Origin of the sequence: Mesorhizobium sp. M7A.F.Ca.ET.027.03.2.1 (genome assembly GCF_003999175.1) — a bacterium.
GTDB lineage: Bacteria > Pseudomonadota > Alphaproteobacteria > Rhizobiales > Rhizobiaceae > Mesorhizobium.
The window spans coordinates 1-2,865 of sequence record NZ_RZOM01000820.1 but is presented as its reverse complement, the minus strand read 5'-3'; the positions used below and the strand labels follow the sequence as shown (position 1 = coordinate 2,865).

The 2,865-nt window shown below is 59.3% G+C and carries 1 protein-coding gene and 1 pseudogene; both read left to right on the top strand.

All coding sequences use genetic code 11. The features are described from left to right. The first annotated feature begins 156 nt into the window (after window positions 1-156). Window positions 157-2,034: an adenylate/guanylate cyclase domain-containing protein gene (locus tag EN750_RS27455; RefSeq protein ID WP_127398547.1), complete on the top strand. Its 1,878-nt coding sequence runs from the start codon at window positions 157-159 to the stop codon at window positions 2,032-2,034. Window positions 2,035-2,170: 136 nt separating this feature from the next. Then, window positions 2,171-2,865: pseudogene (locus tag EN750_RS27450) on the top strand (hypothetical protein); the annotation flags it as partial.

Genomic DNA, 2,865 nt, shown 5'->3' with positions numbered 1-2,865 from the left:
GGATAATCGGCCAACGGCTTTCGCTTCCATTTCGCGACCATGACGGCCGAGACCGCGAATCGGGCGCGAGCGACCTCCAGCGGCGTTGGCGCCGAGCAGGTAAATCAGCTAGAACTAACTCAGGCGGAACAATTGTCTGCGATTTCAGGAGACGACATGTCCGAGGAGCATGTTGAGCGTCGGCTGGCGGCGATCCTGGCCGCGGATGTGGTCGGCTATAGCCGCCTTATGGAGGTCGACGAAGAGCACACGCTCAATCTCCTTCGGCAGCATCGACGGGAGTTCTTCGATCCGACCGTCACCAAGCACGGTGGGCGCATCTTCAAAGTGATGGGTGACGGCTTTCTTGTCGAGTTCGGCAGCGTAATCAATGCGGCGCGCTGCGCGGTCGAGATCCAGCGCGGCATGCCCGAGCGGAATGCCGGCATCCCCGAGGATCGGCATTTCAAGTTTCGCATGGGCATCAACCTTGGCGACATCATTGTCGACGGTGATGATTTCCAGGGCGACGGTGTCAATCTTGCGGTGCGGCTGCAGGGCCTCGCGATGCCCGGCGGCATTGCCTGCTCGGAAGCGGTGCGCCATGCGGTCGGCAACAAGCTGGGCGTCGACTTCGCCGATCAGGGCACCAGGACCGTCAAGAACATTGCCCAGCAGGTGCATGTCTACTTCGCCAACTGGGACCAGGGCGTGTCTTATGTCGAGACGCATGTTGCGGCCAGAACCGTCCAGACGCTGGTGCGGTCCGACAAGCCGTCGGTGGCGATCCTGCCATTCGCCAATCTTAGCGCTGATCCCGACCAGCAGTATTTCAGCGATGGCATCACTGAAGACATCATAACCGACCTCTCGAACGTCTCCGGCCTGTTCGTGCTCAGCCGCAATACAGTCTTCGCGTTCAAGGGCAGGACCGACAAGATGGAACGCATCGCCAGGGAGCTTGGCGTCGGCTACATTGTCGAGGGCAGCGTCCGCAAGGCGGGAAACCGGGTCAGGATCAATGCCGAGTTGATCGAGGGCGCCACGGACGGACACGTTTGGGCTGCCCGCTACGACCGCGACCTCACCGACATCTTCGCCGTGCAGGACGAAATCGCCAAAGCGGTCGTGGCGCAGCTCAGGGTCAAGCTCCTGCCTGAGGAGAGGAAAGCTATCGAGCAGGCGCCGACGGACAATGTGGAAGCCTATACGCATTACCTTCGAGGGCGCGATTACAGCCACATTGCGACCAGAGCCAACCACCTGATGGCCAGACAAAGCTATATCAGGGCCATTGAGCTCGATCCGGGATATGCCCGTGCCTATGCAGGTCTGGCGGTCTGCGACGTACGCCTTCAGTCGAACTACGGCTCACCGATCCATGTGGACGACATTCTCGCGACCGCGGACAAGGCCCTAGCCCTGGACGCGAATTTGGCCGAAGCGCATTCAGCCAGGGGCTTTGCCCTCTCCCTCGCCGATCGCCGTTCCGAGGCCGCGGCGGCGTTCGAACAGGCTCTTACGCTCGACGCCAATTGCCACGAGGCCAATCGTTACTATGCCGAGTTTTGCGTAACCGGCGGCAAGTTCGAGTTCGCCGCCACGTACTTCATGCGCGCGATGGAAATCAAACCGTCCGACTACGGCGCACCGGTCATGCTGGTGAACGTCTTTCGGACTCTCGGCCAACAGAACGACGCGGAGCTTTATGCACGAATCGCATTGGAGAGAGCTGAAGAGGAACTCCGTTTGCATCCCGAGAACGCCAATTGTGCCTGCCTGGGGGCTATCGTGCTGGCCTTCCTTGGTGAACGCGATAGGGCGGCCAAGTGGCTTGACCGGTCTCTGGCGATCGACCCTAACGATATCAACGTCCAATACAACGCAGCTTGTACCTATGCGTTGCTGGGGGAGTTCGAACGTTCGATCGACCTTTTGGAAGCGTGGCTGCCGCAGGCTGGCGCCGAGATGAGACTCTGGTTCAAGAACGATTCCGATTTCGCCTCTGTTCGTAGTCATCCTCGCTACCAGAAGTTGCTCCAGCTGCTGCAGTAGCGATACGCATTGTTCTTGAGTCAAATTGTCGCCGATAATCAATAATCGGCCTTCAGGAAGATTTACCCGACAAACCAACGCCCTCGCCATCCCGCGGATATTATGTTATGCTACTAATATAACCGAGAGGTGGGGAATGGGTACCCGGTTCAGGTTGTTCGTTCAGCCTCCGTTCGAAGACCCTACGTCAAGTCCCGAGATCATTACGGTTTCGTCCCCGCGAGGCAGTGTCGGACCTGGCCCATCCGACGATCGTATGTATGTCGTCGAGCCGGCCGACAAGACGCGGCCCTATGGCGTCAACCACGGTCCGTTGGGCACGCCCTTCATCTCCCTGCCGCCCTGGACGCGAGCGATCCTCGATCCGGCCATTCCCGACGAGGAAGGCAACTTCGATCACTATCAGCCCTCGACGCCCGGCTTCGAAGCAGCGCACGCATCCGAACGCGTGCGCTTCACGCTCGACGTTTGGGAGCGTTACATCGGCCAACCGCTCGTCTGGCATTTCCACGATCACCACGACCGTCTGGAAATCTCGATCCTGCCGGATTGGGACAACGCTCAATACGGCTATGGCTTCCTCGAGCTCGGCAGCCAATTCACGGAAGACGGACGCGCGCTCCCCTTCAGCCTCGACTTCGATATTATCGCGCATGAGGTTGGCCATGCGTTCGTCTACAGCGTCCTGGGCATACCCAAGCCGGGAGCTGAGTTCCCCGAATATCTGGGCTTTCAGGAAGCCTTTTCCGACTGCGTTTCGTTGATCGCGGCCATGCATTTTCCATCCGTGATCGAAAACGTTCTGACGGTGACGCGTGGGAACCTCTACAT

Coding starts and splice junctions, on each gene's coding strand:
- EN750_RS27455 (WP_127398547.1), top strand. CDS start 157: ATGTCCGAGGAGCATGTTGAGCGTCGGCTGGCGGCGATCCTGGCCGCG.